The sequence below is a fragment of the Lederbergia wuyishanensis genome (genome assembly GCF_022900255.1).
Lineage (GTDB): Bacteria > Bacillota > Bacilli > Bacillales > Bacillaceae_C > Lederbergia > Lederbergia wuyishanensis.
This window is the reverse complement of record NZ_JALIRM010000012.1, coordinates 101,366-125,680: the sequence shown is the minus strand read 5'-3', so window position 1 is coordinate 125,680 and position 24,315 is coordinate 101,366. Positions and strand designations below refer to the sequence as shown.

24 protein-coding genes are annotated in these 24,315 nt (G+C 35.7%); 5 read left to right on the top strand and 19 right to left on the bottom strand.

Translation table 11 applies throughout. The features are described from left to right. Positions 1–49 precede the first annotated feature (49 nt). Positions 50–379, top strand: a complete 330-nt coding sequence (locus tag MT489_RS16580) for a thioredoxin family protein (RefSeq protein ID WP_244682679.1) — start codon at positions 50–52, stop codon at positions 377–379. A 23-nt stretch (positions 380–402) separates the two neighbouring features. Here MT489_RS16580 and MT489_RS16575 read toward each other — a convergent pair whose 3' ends face one another. Next, positions 403–2,013 (bottom strand): FAD-dependent oxidoreductase, encoded by a 1,611-nt coding sequence (locus MT489_RS16575; RefSeq protein ID WP_244682678.1) that lies wholly within the window; start codon positions 2,011–2,013, stop codon positions 403–405. A gap of 278 nt (positions 2,014–2,291) precedes the next feature. Between MT489_RS16575 and MT489_RS16570 the strand changes: the two genes are divergently transcribed. Next, the gene (locus tag MT489_RS16570; protein ID WP_244682677.1) at positions 2,292–3,014 is read left to right on the top strand and encodes a class I SAM-dependent methyltransferase; all 723 of its coding nucleotides are present in this window, start codon (positions 2,292–2,294) and stop codon (positions 3,012–3,014) included. Between the two features lie 50 nt (positions 3,015–3,064). On the opposite strand, the gene MT489_RS16565 is transcribed toward MT489_RS16570, so the two are convergent. The 12 genes from MT489_RS16565 to MT489_RS16510 all read right to left on the bottom strand — a co-directional run bounded on the left by MT489_RS16565 (position 3,065) and on the right by MT489_RS16510 (position 15,782). Further along, positions 3,065–3,361, bottom strand: coding sequence for an LSm family protein (locus MT489_RS16565; RefSeq protein WP_244682676.1), 297 nt, complete (start codon positions 3,359–3,361; stop codon positions 3,065–3,067). A gap of 371 nt (positions 3,362–3,732) precedes the next feature. Further along, positions 3,733–4,002 carry a hypothetical protein gene (locus MT489_RS16560; protein ID WP_244682675.1) on the bottom strand — a complete coding sequence of 90 codons (270 nt, stop codon included), beginning with the start codon at positions 4,000–4,002 and terminating at the stop codon, positions 3,733–3,735. 345 nt (positions 4,003–4,347) lie between these two features. Further along, positions 4,348–5,310, bottom strand: a complete 963-nt coding sequence (locus tag MT489_RS16555) for a tRNA dihydrouridine synthase (RefSeq protein ID WP_244682764.1) — start codon at positions 5,308–5,310, stop codon at positions 4,348–4,350. A 587-nt stretch (positions 5,311–5,897) separates the two neighbouring features. Further along, positions 5,898–6,191, bottom strand: a complete 294-nt coding sequence (locus MT489_RS16550; RefSeq protein ID WP_244682674.1) for a hypothetical protein — start codon at positions 6,189–6,191, stop codon at positions 5,898–5,900. A 159-nt stretch (positions 6,192–6,350) separates the two neighbouring features. Beyond that, complete coding sequence (locus MT489_RS16545) at positions 6,351–7,841, bottom strand: sensor histidine kinase (protein WP_244682673.1); 1,491 nt, start codon at positions 7,839–7,841, stop codon at positions 6,351–6,353. Continuing rightward, positions 7,807–9,003, bottom strand: a complete 1,197-nt coding sequence (locus MT489_RS22355; protein ID WP_244682672.1) for a beta-ketoacyl synthase N-terminal-like domain-containing protein — start codon at positions 9,001–9,003, stop codon at positions 7,807–7,809. The genes MT489_RS16545 and MT489_RS22355 overlap by 35 nt, the downstream gene beginning before the upstream one ends. Positions 9,004–9,404: 401 nt before the next feature. Further along, positions 9,405–10,787: a 23S rRNA (uracil(1939)-C(5))-methyltransferase RlmD gene (gene rlmD / locus MT489_RS16535; RefSeq protein ID WP_244682671.1), complete on the bottom strand. Its 1,383-nt coding sequence runs from the start codon at positions 10,785–10,787 to the stop codon at positions 9,405–9,407. Positions 10,788–10,796: 9 nt separating this feature from the next. After that, positions 10,797–11,687: a DNA-3-methyladenine glycosylase family protein gene (locus tag MT489_RS16530; RefSeq protein WP_244682670.1), complete on the bottom strand. Its 891-nt coding sequence runs from the start codon at positions 11,685–11,687 to the stop codon at positions 10,797–10,799. A 125-nt stretch (positions 11,688–11,812) separates the two neighbouring features. Next, entirely contained in the window at positions 11,813–12,610 is a 798-nt protein-coding gene (gene pdaA, locus MT489_RS16525) for a delta-lactam-biosynthetic de-N-acetylase (protein ID WP_244682669.1), read from the bottom strand. A gap of 113 nt (positions 12,611–12,723) precedes the next feature. Continuing rightward, on the bottom strand, positions 12,724–13,521 hold the full coding sequence (locus tag MT489_RS16520) for a YfkD famly protein (protein WP_244682668.1): 798 nt from the start codon (positions 13,519–13,521) through the stop codon (positions 12,724–12,726). A 264-nt stretch (positions 13,522–13,785) separates the two neighbouring features. Continuing rightward, positions 13,786–14,844, bottom strand: coding sequence for a calcium/proton exchanger (gene cax, locus MT489_RS16515; RefSeq protein ID WP_244682667.1), 1,059 nt, complete (start codon positions 14,842–14,844; stop codon positions 13,786–13,788). Between the two features lie 83 nt (positions 14,845–14,927). Continuing rightward, positions 14,928–15,782, bottom strand: coding sequence for a YihY/virulence factor BrkB family protein (locus MT489_RS16510; protein WP_244682666.1), 855 nt, complete (start codon positions 15,780–15,782; stop codon positions 14,928–14,930). 368 nt (positions 15,783–16,150) lie between these two features. Between MT489_RS16510 and MT489_RS16505 the strand changes: the two genes are divergently transcribed. Both MT489_RS16505 and MT489_RS16500 read left to right on the top strand, forming a co-directional pair. Beyond that, positions 16,151–17,512, top strand: coding sequence for an alanine/glycine:cation symporter family protein (locus tag MT489_RS16505; RefSeq protein ID WP_370876413.1), 1,362 nt, complete (start codon positions 16,151–16,153; stop codon positions 17,510–17,512). 108 nt (positions 17,513–17,620) lie between these two features. Beyond that, positions 17,621–17,845 (top strand): DUF1128 domain-containing protein, encoded by a 225-nt coding sequence (locus MT489_RS16500; RefSeq protein WP_244682664.1) that lies wholly within the window; start codon positions 17,621–17,623, stop codon positions 17,843–17,845. Between the two features lie 208 nt (positions 17,846–18,053). Here MT489_RS16500 and MT489_RS16495 read toward each other — a convergent pair whose 3' ends face one another. Both MT489_RS16495 and MT489_RS16490 read right to left on the bottom strand, forming a co-directional pair. Then, a complete protein-coding gene (locus MT489_RS16495; RefSeq protein WP_244682663.1) occupies positions 18,054–19,646 on the bottom strand; it encodes a GNAT family N-acetyltransferase in 1,593 nt (530 codons plus the stop codon). Next, positions 19,646–20,224 (bottom strand): glycerol-3-phosphate acyltransferase, encoded by a 579-nt coding sequence (locus MT489_RS16490; RefSeq protein ID WP_244682662.1) that lies wholly within the window; start codon positions 20,222–20,224, stop codon positions 19,646–19,648. Before MT489_RS16490 ends, MT489_RS16495 begins: the two co-directional genes overlap by 1 nt. 184 nt (positions 20,225–20,408) lie before the next feature. Here MT489_RS16490 and MT489_RS16485 point away from each other — a divergent pair, with 184 nt between their 5' ends. Continuing rightward, a complete protein-coding gene (locus MT489_RS16485; RefSeq protein ID WP_244682661.1) occupies positions 20,409–20,861 on the top strand; it encodes a flavodoxin in 453 nt (150 codons plus the stop codon). 104 nt (positions 20,862–20,965) lie between these two features. Here MT489_RS16485 and motB read toward each other — a convergent pair whose 3' ends face one another. The 4 genes from motB to MT489_RS16465 form a co-directional block, all read right to left on the bottom strand. Continuing rightward, the gene (gene motB, locus MT489_RS16480; RefSeq protein WP_244682763.1) at positions 20,966–21,763 is read right to left on the bottom strand and encodes a flagellar motor protein MotB; all 798 of its coding nucleotides are present in this window, start codon (positions 21,761–21,763) and stop codon (positions 20,966–20,968) included. Continuing rightward, the gene (gene motA, locus MT489_RS16475; protein WP_244682660.1) at positions 21,750–22,550 is read right to left on the bottom strand and encodes a flagellar motor stator protein MotA; all 801 of its coding nucleotides are present in this window, start codon (positions 22,548–22,550) and stop codon (positions 21,750–21,752) included. The genes motB and motA overlap by 14 nt, the downstream gene beginning before the upstream one ends. Before the next feature lie 60 nt (positions 22,551–22,610). Then, positions 22,611–23,000: a DnaJ family domain-containing protein gene (locus MT489_RS16470; protein ID WP_244682659.1), complete on the bottom strand. Its 390-nt coding sequence runs from the start codon at positions 22,998–23,000 to the stop codon at positions 22,611–22,613. Between the two features lie 625 nt (positions 23,001–23,625). Continuing rightward, positions 23,626–24,303, bottom strand: coding sequence for an amino acid ABC transporter permease (locus MT489_RS16465; protein WP_244682658.1), 678 nt, complete (start codon positions 24,301–24,303; stop codon positions 23,626–23,628). Positions 24,304–24,315 lie beyond the last annotated feature (12 nt).

Genomic DNA, 24,315 nt, shown 5'->3' with positions numbered 1-24,315 from the left:
ACATACGTTCGATATGCTATCATTTGTTTTAGAAAGTGAGGATCAGAAAATGCGAGAATTTATAAAGCTTCATTCTATGGAAGAAATAGAAGCATTTATTCTAGAAAATCAATTAACCTTCTTATATATTTCCCGTCCTAATTGCAGTGTGTGTCATGGATTAAAACCACAAGTTCTAAAATTGATGGAACAATATCCAGATATTAAGCTTGGCCACATCAATGCAGATGAAGTGAAAGAGGTCGCTGGAAGATTTTCGATTTTCACTGTTCCTGTTCTGCTTTTATTTGTAGAAGGCAAGGAATATATTCGTGAAGCCCGTATTGTTCATATGGACTTGTTTAACGAAAAACTAAATAAAATTTATAAAAATTTTTAAAATTAATTGCAGTTAAGACCAGATTATTGTTCTTTCTTACTATCTTTTCCAAACGTCTCCTTCATTCTTTCGAATGGATTATCTTCTATCGTTGAATCCCATTCTAGAACTTGATTTACTTTAATTAATTCATTTCTTAAATTGATATACTGGACATCTTGTATTGTCGTGTTATTTTTAAATGCAATACTTGCCGCTATTCCCGCAGATTGACCTAAAATCATAAATGCAGGCTCCATTCTAATCGATCCGAATGCGATATGGGACGATGATAAGCAAACAGGAACGAGTAAATTTGCACACTCTTCCTCTCGTGGTCTTATCGAGCGATAGGAGACAGGATAGGGATTGATTGGAATCTCAACATCCCCTTCATTCACACACTTGCCATCAATTACAACTCGTCTACAATGATGGGAATCCATTTGATAGGAAGCGAGACCAATAGAATCATCGACCACTGATTGACCTAAGCAATTATGATCGGTCATGACATAATCGGAAATCATCCGCCTACTTTCACGTATATATAGCTGGGGTGGCCAATGTCCGGTATCCATAAATTCGTCTTTCGGCAATCCCCATTTCTCTACTTCATTGCGTATATGTATTGGTACTTGTGGATCATACGCTAAAAAATAGAGCATGCCTAAATTATAATTAAAATGGTCTTGGAAAATCCTTTCTCGTGTTTCGTAACTTCCTTCAGGCCATTCATAATTCATCCCAATATAATCGGTTGAAATGCCACCATAGTTATTCAAATCTGTTTTTCCATTGGGCAGCATTGTATGTAAGTTCATCGCATCCCACACACCTGCATGAATATACCTTAGTAAAAGCGTGTACTGATTAGGATCATAATTTGGCGGCTTTGGAAAAGGAATACGGTTTTCTATATTTTGTGTTAAACATATTCTAAAATTATAAGCCTGGATTCGTTTATCTCCTTGACCTTGAGGCTCAATTTCTTGCAATTCCGGTTCAGAAATTCCAAGTAATAAACCGCTTTCTTTTTTCCCTTCTATAACATAAGGATCAATAGGAGCTTCGAATTTATGATGAGGATGACCAAATTGGACACCGTTGTATGTCTCGTTGTATGTAGCATTCGATTCACGCCCAACAAAATAGCTGACCCCAGCTTTAGCCATTAAATCCCCTTCATAGCTCGCATCTACAAACATATGCCCAATAAAAACATTCCCATTTTCCATCGTGATTCTTTTAATCTTTTTATCTTCCATCTCAACTTCTTTTAAATGTTGTTGTATAAAAACAGGAATTTCATTTTCCTCTAACCATTTTGTAAAAATTAACTTTGCTACTTTTGGTTCAAATGTCCATTGTTCTTCTCTATCGTAATATTGGCCAATCCGCTTATAAAATTCTCGTGATAAACCACCAACCGCTTCCTTGGCACCAAAATCGGTGGCACCTAATCCGCTTGCAGTCATCCCTCCTATATGATTACTAAATTCGGCTATAATAACATTTAATCCTAGGTGTTTTGCCTGTATAGCAGCTGTAATCCCCGCAGGCGTTGCTCCATAGACAACTAAATCCGCTGATATTTCACTTGAATGACCACTTGGCTTTGACGGTATGTAATATTTGAGATTTTCGAAGTTCATTTAATCCCTCCGCTAAATAAACATATTTTCTTCTACAAAAAACCTATATCCCAATAGTTTAAGTTCACCTTAGATTAAGTATATCAAATTAATGTTAAAGATTTACATTCTCTTTTGTCTTCCTTATTTTTTGAAGAAATTAAAGTAACATACTGTGCTTTTTATTCTATAACGTTTAGAGAATATGGATTGGAGAGTAATGATCGACTCCCAATAAACGTGTCAGGAACCCATTTTATATTAGTTTCATATCATGCAAAAAAAGATAAATAAAGAAGGTGGTTCAAATCAAGCAGTCTATTTATTTAGAATTCTTGTCCAAATTTGGTGTTGCAAGTGCTCACCCTGGAGGTATGGATCTTACAAAAGAAATATTGCTTGCAGAAAACATTAACAGAACATCAAGTATTTTAGATGTAGGATGTGGAACTGGCCAAACAACTGCCTATTTAGCTGATTATTACGGAGCAAATGTAACGGGAATGGACATTAACCCCATTATGGTTGAAAAAGCTCGAAACAGAATAATGTTGGAAAAGTTATCTGCAGAAATTATTCAGGGCTCTATTGAACAGGCGCCATTCGAAAATGAAGAATTTGATTTTATTTTTTCGGAATCCGTCCTTGCGTTTGTCAATGCAACTAATGCCCTTAATGAAATATATCGTTTATTAAAGAATGGCGGTAGGTTTATCGCTAATGAACTTACACTTAATCAACCGTTCCCTGATAAAGAAATGGAAGAAATAAAACAATTTTATGGTTTTGATTCCTTTTATACTGAAGAGGATTGGGTATTATTATTAGAAAAAAATGGATTTAAAAATATTCAAATTTACAAACCGCAATATTCTCTCCTTCAAAATAATGCAGTTCCCGAATTTCATTACTCAGAAAACATTGATCCACAGCTTTTTATGGTCATGATGGAGCATTTTAATATTATGTATAAATATGAAGGTATTATGGATTATCGTATTTTTACATGCACGAAGGAATAATACAAAAGGCTTGCAGGTCAAATAGCTGCAAGCCTTTTTTAATTCGTATTTTAAATAAAAAATGGAAAAAATGGTCCAAATACTCTTATTCCAAAGAATGGGAAACCAAATAATCCAAAAGGTCCAAAGAACGGAAATAAGCGACTACTGCTTTCATCTGATTCCATTGACATAGGATGATGCATTTTAGGCATAATAATATACATTTTATCATGATCATAACTGTGTAGAATACCTTGGTAAACAGATCCGTCATTTAATTCTACTTGTACAAATTGATACAAATGATGTTTACATTTTTCATGATGATGCTTCATATCCCTTTGATCTTGCACAGTACGTTCCATTGTAGCATACCTCCTCTATATTATCCTTTCAAAATATTCTTGCATGTGGGTATATGTTCCGTTTTTGTAATTTTGAAAGAAAAGTGATATGAATATCTTTTAAAAAAAAATAACTCTACATCCCTTTTACCATCACTACTCATTTACTTCAAAATATGGCCTCTCTCCTAGGAAAGAATTTTAGAGACATTTAAAACTGTCTCAATTTCTTTTCTACTGGATATACGACCTTCTTGTAACTCACTAGGTTATAATTAAGAGGCGTCTCCCTTAGCGTGAGACACCTCTTTTAGCAGATCCGTGATCGTTTATTTCTTTTACTGCTTTCTATTATCTTTGAAGTATAACAATAGTTCAGATACTAAAACGTTCTAGTAATGATAATGATATGGGTAATGATGATGGTGGTGGTATGGATATGGGTAGTGCGGGTATGGATATGGATAAGGGTAGCCATATCCATAACCTGGGCCACCAAAGCCTAAACCAGGGTAAAGCCCGAAGCCCGAACCTGGACCTCCTAAACCTAGACCAGGAGCAAAGCCGAACCCCGAACCTGGACCACCTAAACCAAAGCCTTGACGAAACCCTTCATCTGATAAGTTGTGGGCATTAACATTTATATTATTATATGGAAGCACTTTTATCCTCCTCATTTACTTTGTCAATAAAGACTATGCATTAGCGGATAAAAGTTCTTGGGCATTCGCCCTGACTCTAAAAGATTATATGACAAAAGCGGATACGGCTTTTTCAATAAACATAAAAAATAAAAGGATTGGATTCAATATATATTTAGAATTTATCCTTTTTAAGTCAATGTTTTTCCTTTAATAAAGCAACAATGAAATCAGCTGAATAAATTAGTTTGTGTCATTAAAAAAGAAGTAAAGCCCCCTTCCAAATGTTAGATTTGTGTCTAACATTTGGAAGGGGGCAGTTCATTTAGACAGGGGGGCACATCATTCCACTGTTCCCTAGTCCCATCAACATTCATTCCCAAAGTTATCGAGCATCGCACGCACTTCATCTGTCGACTTAGTGCTCATTAATTGATTTCTTAATTCACTCGCCCCTCGAAATCCTTTGACATATATCTTAAAAAAACGATGAAGAGCCTTAAACGGACGTAATTCTAATTTTGAATATTTATCATGGAGATCCATATGCAATCTTAAGAGATCAAGCAATTCCTCACTGTTATGATCTTTCGGTTCTTTTTCAAAGGCAAATGGATTTTTAAAAATACCACGCCCAATCATAACCCCATCAACACCATATTGTTCTACGAGCTTCAAGCCAGTTTGACGATCAGGAATATCCCCATTGATCGTCAAAAGTGTTTCTGGTGCTACCTGATCACGAAGTTTCTTAATCTCTGGAATTAGCTCCCAATGAGCATCTACTTTGCTCATTTCCTTCCTTGTACGCAAATGTATCGAAAGATTAGCAATTTCTTGTTTCAATATGTGTGATAGCCAGTCGTGCCATTCGTCTACATCCGTGTAACCAAGCCTTGTCTTTACACTCACAGGCAATCCGCCTGCTTTTGATGCTTGTATTAAATCTGCTGCAACTTCTGGACGACAAATAAGGCCACTTCCCTTCCCATGCTGTGCCACATTAGGTACAGGACAACCCATATTGATATCTATACCCCGGAAGCCTAGTTCAGCCATACCAATACTCATTTGTCGAAAGTATTCAGGCTTATCCCCCCATATATGCGCTACAATCGGTTGTTCATCCTCTGTAAAAGTCAAACGCCCACGCACACTCTGAATCCCCTGAGGGTGACAATAACTCTCCGAGTTTGTAAACTCTGTAAAAAACACATCTGGCCTGGCTGCTTCACTCACTACATGGCGGAAAACAACATCCGTCACTTCTTCCATTGGTGCCAGTATAAAAAAAGGTCGTGGTAAATCACGCCAAAAATTATTTATCATATTCAAATTCAAATCCTCTCATTATGAGACACCGTACAAGCCCCTGTCCCCCAAAAATAAAAAGCAAAAATAACCCTGCCTCTTTTACACTTATACCGTGCTTAATAACTTTTTATCAATCTAAAGTAAATTTTGATCATTTTATATATTAATATTATCTAATAAAAAGTGCAAAAAAAAAAATCAAACCAAAAGGGTTTAAGAGATAGGAAAAATAAAATCAAGTTTGTTTTTGCTATTCCTTCGCTTCAATTAAATTAGCTTCTACTTCTTTCTTATCTTGATCCACTATCACCCAACGACTATCAAATATATCTACATCATCAATAATGGTTATCACAAAAGATTTCATGTAGTAAACTCTCTTGCATTGTCCATTATTACTTCTATAATCCGGAAACAAGAGTTCTACTTCAACCAGTAATCACAGAGTAATAAAAAGAGAACCCTTAGATAATTCCTTAGGTTCATTATTATTGGTTCGTTTTTTATTCAATTTTATTGAATTCAAAGGCAAAAAACCCCTATAGGTTAACTCTCGTCTATAATATATACCAACAATGTATAGAACTGCTGGTAATGATATTCTATTTAAATAGCTTAATACATTCTGCATAGCCGTGTAGAGCAACTTTCCCTTTCATTGCCGCTCGTATTTCATGCTCCGTATAATGACATTCATCAATGAGATACTGTTTCATTTCCTGTTCATCTTCTTTTTTAATACCCTCATTGATTAAAAATAGAAATTTATCAAGTATAGCCTCTCTTGCTTCAAAAACGCCTCCAGTTAACGTATTGGAAAAGCCTTTCCTAAAAAATACGTCGTCCATCACCTGTTTTACTATCTTGGTTGCGTAAGATATGATGAATCCTCCCATATATTTTTTTCCAATGTTCTAATTATCACGATTTTCAATTCACCCGTAAATAGGGATAATATACCATTACTAACAGAGCTGACTATCCGACTTATTGCATGTATTGCTATTTGTTACCAAGAAGAACCCGCTTTATTCAAGCGGATTCCATTCTTATCATTACTGCATATTTAATATTCCATTCTGTGGTATCTCAATTAGGAAACGGGTTCCTTCGGGAGAACTTTCAACGATATAGACATTCCCTAAATGCTCAATAATCATCTTTTTGACAAAAGGGAGTCCTAATCCCATCCCTTTATCTTTAAAAGACATAAAAGGATCAAAAACGCTTTTCCAGTTTTCAATATGGATTCCTTTTCCTGTGTCTGAAAAATGTATAACGATATTATTATCAACAATTTCGGTTTTAATGCTTATTTTCCTACTTTCCCTGTTGGCCGGAATCGCCTCGACACTATTTTTGATGAGATTGATGAAAACCTGCTCAAGATATGTTTTATTTATAAAAGCCTTAAGTGGCTTGTAATGGTTTGTGAATTCAATTTTCACCTGGTTTTCATTCAAAATTTCCTGTGAAAAATCAATGGCATTATTAATTACTGACTCTACATCATCTATTTTCAATTCTATCTTCGAAGTCTTCATATATTCTTTATAGTTATCAGCGAGTTTGCCTAAATGTTCCGATGATCTCAAAATCATATCGACAGAGCCTCGATCTCTTTCTGTCATGTAGTCACTCTTGTCCAGCATCTTAGAAAAACCTTTTATGATTTGATTCGTATTTTTGACCTCATGTATTAAGCTCGCAGCCAAACTGCCTGTGTAATCCAGCTTCATTTGTCTTTGCATTAATTGATAGTAGTCCAGCTTCATATTGTTATTCAGCTTTACAAATTCGAACATGATTAACGTACAAAAAATGATTACAGCAATGCTGCTGGATACAGCTCCTGTTTCTGGAGAGAAATTAAGAAACCCCGTAAAAAAAAGCAAAAGGGAATAGATTGAAAATATGTTAACGAAATTCATCATAAAAGTATTTACGATTGTCTTTGAAAGCAAATAAACGGATATCAAAATAAATATAAAACTAGCCTCATACAAAATATATATCAGATGAAATGGTCCATACGCCGGAAAATAAAAACTGATAGATGAATAACTTCCAGTCCTCAGTTCCAAGCCAGAGATTCCTAAATCGGTCCAATTTATAAGATAGATAATGGAACTAAGGGTAATCAGTAGATTGAGAATTTTCTTGTTGAATAGTTTCTTAATGTTTCTATTTAACCATTTGTGATTGCCCTGTGTAGTTGGCTCACCTTCTAAAATCAGGTAGGCAATATAAAAAATCATCACAACCGCAAAAGTAGGACCTATTCGAAAGAGCTTAAAGAGAAAAAGAACCGTTTTTTCACTCCATACTTCATTAAAATAAAGAACCCCTATATCAATCTGCCATACCGTAATAAAGATCATATAGAAAAATAACCCTCTGGACAGTTTGGACTCTCTATATATCTTCTTGATATTAATCGCTAACACAATCGGTATGAGTCCAATTGTGCAAATTAACAATCCGATAACCGTAATAATCACTCCCTGGTCATTACTCAGAACATTTTTTGATATAAGCACATGCATTATTACCACCATATCCATGGTTAGTAATAGCCACTTCGTTTACTTCTTGAAATTTTGTCTGTGTAATAATGTTCATCTCTTCGTAACCAGCCTTTGATGTCCGAATGGTAGGAGGAATAAAGCTATGCTCAATGCTCAGTAGAGAAGCGATAACCTGTAGGATTCCGGTAACTCCAAATGGATTTCCATACATGCTTTTAATCGAAGTGTACGGTATTTTGTGGTCAAATAATTCCTTCGAGCATCTTTTTTCAATCTGATCGTTGATTTGAATGCCAAGTGCTTGACTACTGATGTAATCCGGAACTCGATTCTCTGTTACTTCTTGTAATGCCTGTTTCATTTGGTCTCCTATTTCATCCAAAGAGAAAATATAGATTCCATCATTATTAGAAATAATATCGACAATTTCCCCTCTAATATTAGCTCCTCGATTGACTGCATCTTCTTCCCTTTCCAATACAATGACACCAGATGCTTCGGACATCGCAAACCCTTTACTACTCTCTTGAAAGGGAACCGCTCCTTCTTCTAAGGACTGATCCAAAGGAATGACTCTTGTTTTCGCAAATCCATAGGTTGTTCCTTTGCAAATCGGGCTGTCGCTTCCACCAACAATGGCTACATCGATCTTTCCACTCTTAAGATAAACCATCGCTTCCTCAATCGCTTCTAAACTGGAGGTACATCCAGTCGAAATGGTCCTTGTGATTCCATTTGTACCAATTTCATGTCCGATTGCAGCAGTAATACTGTGATAGTTGCAATAATGAGCTAAGGTGATGGGGATTTTCCGAAATTGATCTTGGTGTGTATAGAGAAGGGAATCCTGGAAAACATCTTCCCGGATGGCCCCGAGTGAAATACCAAAGAAAAGACCAACTTTTTTGTCTTTAACTTCTAATCTAGCAGATTCAATGGCTTCCTTTGCTGCTTTAATACCTAGTTTTGTTATCCTTGGAAGTCTTTTTAGCTTCTTATCCTCATCCAATTCTTCCTTAATCAACCCCAAAATGTTCGTCTCATTATTGGGACCTTCTCCTTCATAAACGTCCAGACAGCATACGCCATTTATTAAGTTAGACAAAAATTGATCTATGTTAGTTGTATTAGGTGCAACAACACCATAACCGGTACAAACGATGTTTATAATGAATACCACCTTTTCTTTTTTTAACTTATAGAGTATAGCACAATTTGTCTGGTTGCCGTATCTTTGATGACTCCAGTTATTTATAAATTACCTCATAAATAAAGGGAATCCATACTAGTAATATATTTTTACTTAAAGGAAAGATAATTTGACCACAAACATCGACTTTACTGCGTTAGTATTGAACTACTTTTCGACATAAATTTCTGATGTTTTCAATCCAATCGATTTCACATTCCAAAATAAATATCCATCCTCGCTGGATTCAATAGTCCTATTCATTTTGTACAATACTCAAACAATCCATGTCGATAATAGATTCATGTAAGGATCAGACAGAAAAAGACCCGGATATCGGAAATGTTTATTTTCACGAATACCGGGTCAGATTGAAGATGTTTATTATTGTTTTACTTTTTTAAAACAAGTTTCGATATTGATTCCACATGTGCTGTCTGAGGAAACATATCGACAGGCTGAATATACTTAACTTCATACATGTGGCTTATGGATTGCAAATCCTTCGCTAAGGTAGAAGGGTTGCAGGAAACATAAATAAATTTCTTCGGTTTTATTTTTAATAGTGTTTGTAAAAATTTTGGATCACAACCTGTTCGTGGAGGGTCGACAATGACTACATCTGGATGCCACCCTTGCTTTAGCCATTTTGGTAAAATATCTTCAGCTTTTCCGGTTTCATATTTTGCCTTAGTAACACCATGTTTCAGGGCATTTTTCTTCGCGTCTTCAATTGATTCAGGTATTATATCCATTCCACGAATTTCTGCGGCATCTTCAGCTAGCCATAAGCCAATTGTACCTGAACCGCAATAGGCATCTACAATTTTTTCCTTTCCGGTAAGCCCTGCTGCTTTTTTTACTTCATCGTATAGCTTCACAGTTTGCTCGGGATTTAATTGGAAAAATGCACGGGCAGAGAGTTCATATGTAAATTCATTCATTTTCTCATCAATGAATTCTTTTCCCGTTATATTAAGTGTTTTTTCGCCAAACACAAGCGATGTTTGTTTTGGATTAATATTTTGCATGACGGATACTACTTCTGGAAGTCGCTTCTTTATTTCTTCAGCTATTACTTCTTTACGTGGAAGCTTCTCCCCAGCAGTTACAATGACTACTTGAACTTGACCTGTTTGCACGCCTACACGGGTTACAATTGTTTTCACAATTCCTTTTTTAGTTTTTTCATTATAAATGGGCACCTTAAAGTCTTCAAAAATTTTCTTCATCACATTGTTCACTTTATTAGTTGCAGGATGCTGGACAATGCACTCAGGTACACTGATTAGTCGATGTGAATTCATACTGTACAATCCTGCGATAATTCGTCCGTTCATTTCACGTAACTGAAATTGGCTTTTATTACGATATTTCCAAGGATCTTCCATACCAATTGTTTCACGGATATCTAAATCTTCTAATGCAAATCTCGTATGTCTTTCAAGTGCTTGGATTAATATATCGCGTTTTTCATTTAGCTGTTGGTCATATTGCAAATGCTGAAGCTGGCACCCTCCACATTGTTCATAAACAGGGCAAGGGGCTTTCACTCTAAAAGGAGATCGTTTTCGGACCTTCTTTACAATAGCTTCCGAAAATTTAGGATGGACTTTTACCACTTCTACAACTACTTCTTCACCTGGAAGTGCACCTGGTACAAATACGACCTTCTTTTTAAAATAGCCAACTCCCTCCCCATTGATTCCAAGTCGTTTAATTGTAAGTGGGAATTGTTGATTTACTTTGATTGTTATTTCATTCGAATTTATCATAAAATCATCTCATTCTACTATTAATTCTTTAATTGGCGGTTCAATACTTCTCCATAAATATAGGGAGGCATAGCTTAAGTAAGGTTGCCATTCATTACTAAATTCTAGCATTTCTTCTTTAGTTGGTTTTCGATCCAGTCTATAGAGATCTTTTATTGCATTTTGCAAACCTATGTCGGCAAAAGGAAATAAATTAGGTCTTCCAAGCCCGAAAAGTAGGAAGCTTTGAGCTGTCCAAGGTCCAATTCCCCGTATTTTTACTAATGATTTTATTATTTCTTCATCAGACAGCTTTGACAACTTTTCTAAATTAATTTCACCATTTACAATTTGTGCGGCTAAGCCGATGATGTATTCCGCTTTCCTCTGACTGAATTTTAAAGCTCTTAACGTTTCTGGTTGTATAGTAGCAATTGTCTCAGGTGATGGATAAAAATATACATCGTCGATTTGGAAACCGAATGTTTTAACGAATTCTTCAGTTAATGAAATAGCGAATTTCATATTCACTTGTTGATGAATAATCGATTTTACGAGTGTCGTAAATGGTGAAAAATCTAAAACAATTGGAGTTCCTCTATGAGTTTCGAAAATCTTATTTAAAGATGTTGATATAAAATGATTTTGTATTTCCGCTAAGGGTGTTGTCCATTGGAATACTTTCGATATTTTTTCAATAACTGCTGATTTAGTATTAGAGTTTTTACCATTAATAAGAAATGCGGGTTGATCCGTGGATCCTATTGCCTGAACTGTCGCTACTTCAGGCGTTATATCATAAATAGGAACTTTAACGGACCGTTCTTTTTGGTTCACAATATTTAGCGGATCCATTGCTAATCTGCTCAAAGCCAAATCAAAATCATATGGTCCAGAAAACTCCATCTTTTCTTGCCACACAAATATCTCCTCCGTATGGTTAAATGTTTTATCATTATACCACCGGAGGAGGAGTTTTTTCACTTAGTGTGGATAGATTATCTATATAAGCCCCAATCATATCTAAGAAAGAATGCGCAAAATCTTCAATGGGCAATGATCGGATTTTTCACTTTTTCTTTCAGCATGTAGTCATCCAGACTTTTAAATACGTAACCACGCTTTTTCAAATCTTGAATAACTTTTTCGAGGGCATCCGCATTATCTTTGGATACTGTGTGTAATAACATGACTGCACCCGGATGGACCTGTGCCATAATATTGTCATATGCGTACTTCCAGCCTTTTTGTTGATTGACTTGCCAGTCTTTAAACGCTAATGACCATAATACATGAATATAGCCCGAGTCCCGAGCTACTTTTAGGGTCCGTTCACTTAATATTCCGCGAGGTGGCCTTAGATATTGCATGTCCGATTGACCTGTAATCCTTTTCGTTTCCTCTTTTACCTTATCGAGCTCTATTCTAATCTTTTCATCACTGATTTGCGTCATATCTGGATGGCTCCATGAATGATTTCCCACTATATGTCCTTCATCGACCATCCGTTTTGCTAAATCAGGAGCACTGTCTAAATAGTGACCCGTAACAAAAAAAGCTGCAGGTACTTTTTCCTTTTTCAAAACATCTAATATTTTTGCAGTATAACCATTTTCGTAGCCATTATCGAATGTTAAATATAATATTTTTTGGTCAGCACTCCCTTTATAAAAAGCTCCATATTTCTCAAGAAGATTATCATATTTTTCTCCGGCATCCGCTTGCTTTTCGTTAGCTCCTTTTTTGAACCCCCAATGAATCGGTTGATTGGATATGGCATGCGTAGTTGCTGCATGAAAAAACATAAGAAACAGAACCGGAAATATAAGAATCCATTTTTTCATTTCAATTTCCGCCTTTCATCCTTTTCTTTAGATTTTTCCATAGCAAAAAAATCATGCCTGACAATAAAAGGGACAGGTTCATTTGAACCTGTCCCCTTTGGCCCCGTCCTCAATTAATTTGCAGTGAAAGAAAATGTTAGATGATCTTGAATTGGAAGCCATGCTCCAATTTTTTGGGAAGTAACGTTTTTTACGACGATTTTTCGCTTTGTTCCTCTAATAACTAAATATACTTCCCCGTACGTTACTTCCCCTTTTTCAATTATCGCAGGAATATAGGCATGTAAATATCCGACTCGTTTAGGATGAACATTGTAAATTTGTGAATGTTTCGTACCAGCGCCGATTACTGTTTCCGTTGCTAACGGGAGATTTGTTTTGTCTATTGCTTTTATAAGAATCATCTTTTGAACATCTTCTGGATGAGGGACTCTCCCAGTTAATCCGCCCTTAATTCTCTTTTGCACTTGTTGTACATAATTAATTTGATGGTTCATTTTCCCCGCAGTATTGTCATAAACATTTGTATTTATTTTTTGATATTGCCAATTTGGAATTGTTTCAGCTGACTTATAATTTAATGGCCACTCTCCCATATAAATAGTTGCACGTGTTCCAATCGAAAGCGGCGACTTGTTAATGGATGACTCATTTAAAATTCGAATTAAATTTGGATTTTCGATTGTTTCATTTGATGATTTAAACAATTCCTTCGTAAAATTACTTGGTTTTAAATAAATTAAGTCTTCCATTTCGTTCGGGATAGTATTTTCTTTAGCTATATTTACTACAGATGAAGGCAGTTGAATGGACCCTTTTGATTGCCCTTTAGCAAAGATAAAATCAGCTGGTCCTGAGAGTATTAAAAGTAAAATAAGGATTAACTGTAATCCATAACGAATATGTTTCATAAAGGCAAACCCCTTTCATTATTTACCTTTATGTTTTTCAGAAAGTAGTCTGATTATCCAACAATAGAGCAAATAAAAACCAATATCCTGATAAAATATCTTGTAACTAAATGTGACACCTTCAAAACTAATTTGATTTCCCTAAATAAATAAGTTCCCCTTTTTCAACCATGTTCCATCTTTTATCTTTTTTCTTGGTTTTCCCACATAATTAAAAAGGACCTGGTTCATTTGAACCTGTCCCCATTGGACCCGTCCCCATTATTAGAGCAAATAAAATCCAATTCCCATTATAAAATATGCTGCAAGTAATGTGGCTCCTTCAAACCAGTTTGATTCCCCATCGTTTACAATCACAATTGTTAACAATACAGAGGTAGCCATCGCTACAATTTCGGGAACAGAGAAAACAAGTGGCATGGAAACAGGGAAAAATAATGAAGTAATTACAAGAATCGGTGCAACAAACATTGCAATTTGTAAGGTTGAGCCAACTGCAATTTCAACAGCGACATCCATTTTATCTTTAAAAGCCATTAAGATTGCAGAAGCATGTTCAGCTGCATTCCCGACAATGGCTACAATGATCACCCCAATAAATAGTTCACTCCACCCGAATTTTGTTCCCACTTCATGAAATGTATGAACTAGCCTTTCTGAAGTAAAAGCTACAGCTAATGTCGCCAGCCCTAAGACAATAATCGCTTTTCCTTTTCCCCATTCAGGATCTTCATGTTCAATATTTTTTTCTGATTCCTTTGAATTATAAACACCTCTATGAGTAACTAATTTAAAATACAATGCAAGTACATAAAGGATAATCATTATAATAGAAACACCAATACTTAACGTAATCGTCCTTGTTTCATTCATATTTTTTGAAAACATTTCTGGCACAATAAATGCTACAATCACAGCAAACATTAGTAAGCCTGAATTATGCCTAGCATCGAACACGTTAAAATTTTGTCTTTTAAATTTCAGTCCCCCGATGAAGAAAGATAACCCTGCTACGAGCAATAGATTTCCAATAACGGAACCTGTTAATGAAGCAAGAACTACGCCGATCAACCCCGCTTTTAATGAAAAAATAGAAATGATAAGCTCTACTGCATTACCAAAAGTGGCATTCAATAGTCCGCCAATCCGCGGACCAGCTACAATTGTCAAGCTTTCAGTAGCCCTCCCCATAAAACTGGAAAGTCCGATAATAGTAATACAGGAAAGCCCAAACATTAATACACTTGGGAAATGCAAAAGCGAACCGATTACGATTAAAGGAAATCCAATGAATACGACTATAAGAAAAATTCTATTAACCAATGCATTCAATTCCTCTCAATTTCATGAAAACAAAAATCTAAATGTTATATTAGTTTGTACCATTTAAGTATTATTCCATTCATTTAACATTTATCTTTTTCTTGTGATACAAGAGAGTTAATCTCCCCACCCACCATAATGATTATTCCAGTAATGTAAAACCATAACATTAATATGATAATCCCCCCGATGCTTCCGTATGTGGCCGAATAGTTTGCAAACTTGGAAATGTAAAAAGAAAATCCTAGTGAGACAATGAGCCATCCAATGCTAGAGAAAATTGCCCCCGGTACAGCAGTGAGACATTTTATTTTAATACTTGGCGCTATATAATAAATTGCTAAAAAAACGATAAACAATATTACAGGTGTTAAAGCCCAACGGATCACACTCCAGACTTTTAAAAACATATCCGAATATCCGAAGGTTGAGAAAATAAAAATCCCTAATTGCTTTCCAAAAACCGGTAGCAACAACGCTAGTATAAACACGAAAATCATCGCAAATGTAAAGACGATGGCAAGGGACCTTGCAACAATAAATGATCTTTTTTCTTGTACATCATAGGCCCTGTTTAAGGATTTCATGAGTGCATTCATACCATTTGAAGCAGACCAAAGCGTACCTATAATACCTATTGTCAATAATCCCCCGCTTCGATTCTGCATTACTTCATTGAGTGTCCGTTCAATCATCGAGATGGTCTCAGCCGGGGCTACATCTTTAATTAAGTTAAAAATATCATGTTGTGTTAAAGGGGTAAAAGGAAGCAATGTTACTACAAAAAATAGTAGTGGAAATAAGGAAAGTAAAAAGAAATACGCAAGCTGTGCAGCCATTCCTGCAACATCATTATCTAATATTTTCTGAATTAAAGGTTTTAAAAATTTCATTAAATGATTTTTTTCTTTTCTTAGTTTTAACCTAGCTTTTCCCATCATACCACCTCAATAATTTCATGAAGTCAAGCTTGCTATATGTTTTACCTTTAGGTCCTTTTCTCAAACATAGTAATTGTTTTAAATAAATATTAATAATGAGAAATGAAATCTGGCCTCAAAAATTAGACAGTTACTTGAGAAAAGAACTGCCAACTTTTAGGCATCATTAATCATTATTTATTAGTTGTGAAAGCAGTCGTGTCAGCATTTGCAAAACATTAAACTTTTTGAAAACTATCTATCTTTCTTAACTACAATAAAACATAAATTAGATAAAACTTGACATATGCTTATATTTTTCAGAATAATTTAAGTTGAAGCAAGATAAAAAGGAGGGAAAGAATGTAATGGCAAAAGAAGCTACGATGTCAGAAAAGGTCTTAAAAGTATTAGAAACAATTAGTGACCATGTTTGGGGAATACCATTGCTTATCCTTATTGTCGGTACTGGAATCTACTTAACTATTAGACTCGGATTTTTGCAGTTAAGACTTCTACCCTATTCGTTAAAACTTGCTTTTAGTTTTAAACAGGATAAAAACTCCGAAGGTGATATTTCTCATTTTCAAGCATTAATGACAGCGCTTGCAGCTACTGTTGGTACTGGAAATATAGTTGGTGTTGCGACGGCGGTACTTTTAGGTGGCCCTGGTGCTGTACTTTGGATGTGGCTATCTGCATTTTTTGGAATGGCAACAAAATATGCAGAGGCAATATTGGCAGTAAAATACCGAGTTGTAGACGAAAACGGTGAAATGTCTGGCGGGCCAATGTACTACTTAGAACGAGGATTAAAACAAAAATGGTTAGGAATCTTATTTGCTACTTTTGGTGCAATTGCAGCTTTTGGAATCGGGAATCTCGTTCAATCCAATTCTGTCTCTAAAGTGGTAAACACAACCTTCCATGTGCCTCCAGCAGTGACTGGACTAGTGCTAATGGTCTTTGCTGGACTAGCCATTATTGGAGGAATTAAAAGTATTGGACGAGTCACTTCATTTTTCGTTCCATTCATGGCAATATTTTATGTAATTGGCGGACTTATTATTTTAGTAATGAATTTTAAATTAATCCCAGATGCAGTCGGTATCATTTTTTCTGATGCTTTTACTGGAAAAGCTGTTGCAGGTGGTGCAATAGGAGCTGTTATTCGTTATGGAGTTGCACGTGGGGTCTTTTCCAACGAAGCAGGGCTCGGTTCAGCCCCAATTGCTGCAGCCGCCGCAAAAACGGATTTACCTGGTCGGCAAGCTCTCGTTTCCATGACTCAAGTATTTATTGATACGATTATTATTTGTTCCATTACTGGAATTACTATTGTCATGGCAGGATTATACAGTGACACTTCTATCCAGGCAGGAGACTTAACATCTGTTTCTTTTGCTCATTTTCTCGGTAATACAGGCTCAATTATTGTGGCACTTGGTCTTTTGTTTTTTGCCTCTTCAACGATTATTGGTTGGTCCTATTATGGTGAAAAATGTTTCTCCTATTTATTTAATTCAAAAATAGTTATCTATTACCGTGTCGTTTTTGTACTAGTTGTGTTCATTGGGGCAATAATCAAATTAGAAATTGTTTGGACCTTCTCAGATATTATGAATGGCTTAATGGCCATTCCAAACTTAATCGGACTATTAGGTCTTTCTGGAGTAGTCATTCATGAAACAAGAAAAGTATTAAAAACGATCAAAGAGGAAAAAGAGGAAATGAAAAAAGCCGGATAATATGTATTAATACCTTTCCTTTTCCCAGGGAAAGGTATTTTATTATTGACAACATCCTGTCATCATGAAAGTATAAGGATTATGGATGACAGAGAGGATGGAAATAGTATGGATTTATCTAAAAACACACCTGAAAATATTGAATATATGGTAAATGAAATTGTTACAAAGATGAAAATGGTTAATATTGGAGCAATCAAATCAGAAAGTATGGATTCTGAAATGTATGAAGAACTTCATGAAATTTATGAAATGGTTATGAGAAAGAATAATTTTAGCCCAAGCGAGATGCAAGCGTTAGCAGAAGAACTTGGTCGACTTCGTAAGGCGTAATTCTATATATTTCCTTTATAAAAGAACTGCCCTAGGAAAAGGTGCAGTTCTTTTGTTTGCATATAAAGGGATAATTTTCATAGATTTGTATTTCTTAAGGTTAATAAATGCTGTCAAGGTTGGTCCAAAACAGGTACCAATAAAAGTAATAGAACACCTTTTTACCGGCTCGACTCCTATGTTTACGTACCCAGCACTTTTTTATAAATCAAGTTACGGAAGGCTCTCTATCCGCATTACAAAGACCTTTTAAAATTGAAAGCATTTTTTTAATGTCATTTTCTTCGACATTATTAATACAAGAAATTTGCATCCAATTTTTAGCGACTAAGTATGAACTTTCATAATGTAAATTGTATCCATTCAAATACAAATTATCTCCAAGCTCTTTTGCACTGATATCCTCAGGTAGCAATACCGTCATGATGGTATTAGCTGAATGATTTTTCTCCGATAAAATTGTAAGGCCTGCTTCTTCCACGCCATTTCTTATTAATTGATAGCGTTGATTAATTATTTCATACTCTTCTTCAGGGTAATCGTATCTTTTTAGCGCCTCGGCAAGTGCAGTTACTAGATTCGAAGATTGAGAATAAGGTATGCCTCCTGCTACTGAATATGCTCCAAGATCTAAATAACGTGGCAGACTTTTATTCGGATGCACTTCAACATTATGAAAAACAAATGATAAACCTGAATAACTTGCCAACGCTTTCCCGCTTACTCCGGAAGTAAATAATACACCTTCTAAATTAAGTGGGACCGCTCCTAACGAGCTAATGCAATCTAGAGACAGCTGCAAATTGTATAACTGACATATTTTTTTGAGCATATCAATATCATTTAGCACTCCAGTTGACGTTTCACTGTGTACCGCCCATAGCCAACTGTACTCTTCTTTTCTAATAACTTCAACAATACGTTCTTCTTCAAATGGAAAGCCCCAAGAGTTTTCTATCACATCAAAATCGAGACCGAATCGTTCTGCATGATTGACAAGGCGCTCTCCAAACTCTCCATTGACTAAAATCAACCCTTTTCTAGGCAACAACGATAATTGTCCAGCTACCACATCATTTGCCAAAGTACCTGTACCGTGTAAAATTTGAACATACTTTGCATTCACTAATGTTGTTAATTTCTTTTGTACAGTTTGAAGAAGAATTTCAAAGCCTTTGGATCTATGTGAATAAGGAGATGCAGAAAGTGCTGTTTTTACAGATTCAGAAATGGTTGCAGGTCCAGGTAAAAAATTTATCTGCTCCTTTAATATTCTCCCAGCAATTCCTTCATCAAAAGTTGCTTTAGTAAGATACATTGGTTGGAAGGCTGCCTTATCGTCCCCAGTTAAATATGCAAATGGCTGGAATCCCAATTGACCATAGAGCTTTTGCTCACGTGTAGTTCCTGATATAAGTGCTGCATCGTATCCTAATTTTAAGCAATAACGAATTAATGCTTGCGCCAAACCTAAAAAAGCTCTTCCATTTCTATATTCCGGATCTACTGCTAAAAGCCTAATTTCACAAGGATTTTCAACGGCCACAGGTAAATGCTGCTCAACTTCACCGATTTTTCCGTCCAATGAAAATGGCCTGTTACTGCGTACACATATCATTCCAATCACTTGTTCTTCTTTCATGCAAACGATATATGTATTTTCATCGTGAAATTTATCTATTAAAGTGCGTGAATTATTTCCTTCATGTTGTGGAATTTCTTCTACAAACGTACGATAATTCAGTGTTAAAATTTGTTCAAATTCCGATGCTTTAGTAGCAATTTTATAAATCAAGCTCATCAGCTGATTTTCCTTTCACTGAAAATTTTATCTCTTATATTTTGCCGATGTGCCAATATTACAGTGGCAGAAAGTAAAATAATATAAAAAATTGGATATATATTAAACTGGAAAAAATACATAATAGCTGGCAATAATGCTACGGCAACCATACCTGCTAATGTTAAACTTTTTAAAATGATATAAAATAATATAAAGACAGCTGCAAATGCAGAAAACAATAACGGATGAAAAGCCAATAGCCCACCAATAAAAGTAGACATACCCTTTCCACCTTTAAAATGAAATAATATTGGATAAATATGACCGAGAACTACCGCTAATAAAGCAAGTATTTGTAAGTCGACACTAAATCCGAGCCACTTCGTAATCAAGACTATTATTGCCCCTTTGGCGGCATCACCAAAAAATGTAATAACAAAAGCTTTTTTGCCAAAAATCCTGCCCGCATTTCTAGCCCCTACATTACCACTCCCTTCATTGTGAATATTTTTGTGATAAAAAAACTTTGCTAAAACATAACCAGTTAAAATGTTTCCTAGTAAGTAAGCTCCTAAAAGCCATGCAATCTCTTTCATTATACTTCCTTTTCTAAATTGGTTATTTTTAAATAATATTAACATAATTTAAAAGTTTTTGTGTCAAAATATGTAAAGCTCATGATATAACTGTGTCCCTCCTACGACCTTCACATGATTGTGATAATTTCTTTCGCTCTTTTTTGATAAAATAATGTAGGAGCATATTGAAAGAGTGGGAATCATGAAAAAAATAATATTAATATACACAAGCATGACTGGGAACACTGAGATGCTTGCAGGAGAAGTAATAAAAGGTTTGGAGCAAATGAATGTAGAGCTGACGGTTAAAGAAGCTTTCGACTCTCTTCCGACTGACTTACTTGATTATGATGGTTTTATTATTGGCACCTATACGTGGGAGGGAGAGGTTCCCAATGAATTTATGGATTTTTTTGAGGAACTAGATCATGTTGATTTGTCGGGGAAAAAGGCTGCAGTTTTTGGTTCAGGAGATTCATATTATGGATCTACTTACGGCGCAGCTTTACGCTTTTTCACAGAAAAAATAACATTATTAGGTGCCGAGGTTCTTCTTCCTAACCTAGTCATTGACCTATATCCTGAAGATGCCGAGCTTGAACAATGTCTTGAATTTGGTAGAACATTCGCAGAATTAATGTTTGATAATAGCTAAAACATATAAATTCGACATGTTTCAACATTTCTTAGGTATTTCCCAAGAAATATTATATAGAAGAAAATCGGGGAATAATCATTTCGATTAAGTCCCCGATTTTCTTATTCCTCCCCATTTTTAATTCGGGGCAGTATTAAAACTTCAACTCGTCGATTTTTTGCTCTCCCAGCCTCGGTCGCATTGTTTCCTATCGGTTGAAATTCACCATATCCCTTTGCGCTAAACCACTTAGGATCCAGATTTCTATCTTCAAGTAAAATTTTCATAAAATTAACGGCCCTCATCACACTAAGTTCCCAGTTTGATTGAAATTGGGCATTTTTTATAGGAACATTATCTGTATGTCCACTAATAATGATATTTCTAGGCGGCTCCATTTCTAGTAAAACTGCTAATTCTTTTGCCGTTTTTTTATCTTCTTCCCGAACTTCTGCTTTTCCAGATTGGAAAAGAACATTATCACGTATCGTTAGTAAAAGTCCTTCTGTAGTCAAAGACGTATCGAATTTATTATGAAAGTCATTTTTTTGAATATACGCATTGATTTTAGACTGAATTGCTTCAAGCTCTTTCTGTTCTTCTAAATCGAGAATAACTTCATCTTCTTTAGGAGTCTTATCTTCTTTTTCCTCTTGTTTTTCTTCTTCTATAGGTTCTGGATTATCTTTGCTGTGATCATCATTTTCTATAGGCTGTTGAAAGTCGATTGGACCTGTCCCACCAAGGAAAATACCGTTAAAAACCTGAGATAACTTTTGGAATTTCTGAGCATCTACAGAACTAGCTGCAAAGAGAACGATGAATAACGCCAAGAGCAAGGTCAGTAAATCGGCATATGGAAGAAGCCATGTTTCGTCTGTATGCGGCTCTTCTTTTTTTTCTCTTCTACGCCTGGACATTATTACCTTCACCACTTTCCTCAAATATTTCTCTTCGCTCTGAGGCAGGCAGGTAAGAAGCCAATTTTTGCTCTATTACACGTGGCGCTTCTCCTTCCAATATGGATAAAATACCTTCAACCATCATTTCTTTAATTCTTACTTCTTCTTTAGATTTACGTTTTAATTTATTGGCAAATGGATGCCACCAAACATATCCTGTAAAAATCCCTAGCATTGTCGCTACAAACGCCGCTGAAATAGCCTTACCAAGCTCATCAGTATTATCCATGTTTCCAAGAGCAGCGATTAACCCAATAACCGCTCCAAGAACACCAAGCGTTGGTGCGTATGTACCAGCTTGTGAGAAAATAGAAGCACCGACTGAATGCCGCTCTTCCATTGCGTCAATTTCCTCGTTTAATACATCACGAATATAATCCGCACTGTGGCCATCTACCGCCAAGCTTAATCCGTTCTTCATAAATGTATCTTCAATTTCATCTATTGAAGATTCTAAAGCGAGCAAACCTTCTTTTCTAGCTAATTGTGCAAGATCGGAAAATTCGAGAATGACATCTTTCGCTTCATAAGTCTTTTTATCTTTAAATATAATTCCGAAAAGTTTTGGAACTTTTTTTATTTCTGTAGTTGGAAATGCGGTAACTACACTTGCCGTTGTACCAACTATGATAATTAATATCGCTGCAGGGTTAATAAGTGATATAAGGCTTACACCTTTTAATACCATCCCTACACCAACCGCTACTACTCCCAGAATTAATCCAATAAGTGATGTTCTATCCATATGCTTCACCCTAAACTTTATAAATGTCTTATTCTATATATCGACAGAAAGAAGCAAATTTCAATCACTTTTCGGGTAGAAAAACTTTTTTTCAATTTTGCTCTCATACTGTTTAAAAACGGAAGAGTTTGTTTTAATCCTTTTTTTTGCAAGCAAACTGTTATATTGTAGAATTTTTTCATTTAACTGCCGTTTCAATTTTTCAGCTTCCATTTCATCTTCTGTCTTACGAATTAAGTCTTCAATCGTCATTAGTTCTCTTTTTACGTCCATTTCATCAGGAGAATACCCGGCGTTTTTCATCAATCTATAAGCCATTTTTAACTCATCCGGAATACCAGCCAATGGATCCTTTGGCAGCGGTTTACCTAATCCAGGGAGATTATCAAACTCTCCTTCTTCATAAGCCTTACGAATTCGTTCTTCTGAAATGCCTCCAAATTTATCCAACTCTCCGCCTCCTTTTAATCGTTATCTTCATTATACCTTTTTTGGAAAAAGCAATTCTAAGATAAAAATGACAAAGACGTTACGATGAGAGAGAAATTTGGACGGTGAGAAGTTTACATGTTTAACATTTATAATTTTTTCTAACTCAAAAGTATATTTGCTAACTGGCTATTTTTTTACTAGATCTCACGCCTTAGCTGAGCCAAATCATCCTACTAGCTTCAATCTCCCGCCTACATTATTAGTTTAAAAAGCACCTTAACGTTATCCGGAACACATTTGTGGAAATTTTGGAACTTCCTAACGATTTCATCTCATTCGTTGCTCAACTGTGCAGTGGCTTCGCACTTCTGCTACGAATCCGTCTCATTCGTTGCTCAAATGTGCAATGCTTCGCACTTCTGCTACAAATTCGTCTCATTCGTTGCTCAACTGTGCTAATGATTTGCACTTCTGCTATGAATACGCCTCATTCGTTGCTCAACTGTGCAATGCTTCGCACTTCTGCAACGAATTCGTCTCATTCGTTGCTCAACTGTGCAAAAGCTTCCTACTTCTGCTACGATTCTTGCTCGATTATTATTATTTCTAGGCACTAAAAAAAGAGAAGCAACCCGGCTTCTCTTCATTCACTATATTGATATCGTTTTTCAAGATATGACTGTCCAAGCTCAACAATCGAACAGATGCCCCAATAAATCAATGCTACAAGAATGTACATTGTCATATAATCGAATTCCCTGCCCCCGACAATTTTGGCACGATTAAAAAGGTCGGGAACCGTGATCATGGCAGCTAGTGATGATGCTTTTATCAAGTCTAATAATACGTTTGATAAAGGTGGCAGAGCAATTCTAGTAGCTTGTGGCAAAATGATCAATTTCATTGTTTGCCAATAAGTAAAGCCGAGAGCTTTAGAAGCTTCCCATTGCCCTTTATTAACTGATGTTAATGCCGAACGATTAATTTCAGCCATATAGGCTGCAGAATGTAAACTAAATCCGATCAAGGCACATGTAATTGCGCTGAACTCAATTCCTACCATAGGGAGCCCGAAATACAATAAAAACAAAAATACGAGCATCGGTGTTCCTCTCATGAAAGAAATATAAATTCGAGATGGCACGTTTAATATCAAATGCTTAGACATTCGCCCAAGTGCTAAAAAGAATCCTATCAGTAATCCAACAGCCATTCCTACGAATGAAATTAGGATAGTGTACCATATTCCTTGTAGTACATATGGAAAGGATTTAATGGCAAGTGGAAGGTCGAAAATATATTGCCATTGGATATTGCTCATTTTTCAACCTCC